At 52.9% G+C, this 714-nt stretch carries 1 pseudogene; it reads left to right on the top strand.

Annotated elements, in window-relative coordinates:
- Positions 1 to 124 precede the first annotated feature (124 nt).
- Positions 125 to 554: pseudogene (locus tag BGK49_RS16520) on the top strand (transposase); the annotation flags it as partial.
- Between the last annotated feature and the right edge of the window lie 160 nt (positions 555 to 714).

Here is a 714-nt window from a genome sequence, read left to right on the forward strand (position 1 = left end):
GTATCAGCGCCGGCGGTATGTACTGCCCGGAGTGTGGCACGGTTCACTGGCCGGACGGAGTCGCCCCGCCCTTCTGATGCTTCCCCGTTTTGCCGATATTTTTCAGCAGGGAAACCGATGGCTTAACTGGCTGGAGAAGCAGCCGGTGCAGATGAGCCGCCTGGAACATTATGCCGGTCAGGATGAAATTGGCCTGCGTTACAACAGCCACCGGACAAAACGAGAAGAAAACCTTGTGATGAGTGGCGACGAGTTTATGGAAAGGTTCTCCTGGCATGTGGCGGATAAGGGGTTCCGGATGGTGATACGGGGTCCTGAGTCCGGTGAAGCGGCGATTACTGGAAGATGTGGTGTACGCCATAACGGAGACAGTGAGAAAAACGGCGAGGCAAATCACAAGGAGAGGGATGTATCAGCAGTGACTGAAGGTTGACCCGCTGAAGTGCGAGCTGTGCGGAGGTCAGATGCGGTTTACGGGGCTGAAGAGGGGTTACCGTCTGGCAGAGCAGGTTATGATGCATGAGCCGCTGGCTCGAATACGGTGGTGCGGCTGAGAGTCGCAGAGGGGAAGTTGCGTCCATGTTGAGGGGAACGGAGCAAAAAACCATCAGAGATACATTGAATCAATCAATGTAAGCAATATTAAGTGTCTATACCGATTACTTGATGATCAGGTTGTGTTGAATAAACGCGCATTCTTCGGTGCTTTTTTAA

The organism is Shigella sp. FC1544 (assembly GCF_001722145.1).
Lineage (GTDB): Bacteria > Pseudomonadota > Gammaproteobacteria > Enterobacterales > Enterobacteriaceae > Escherichia > Escherichia coli.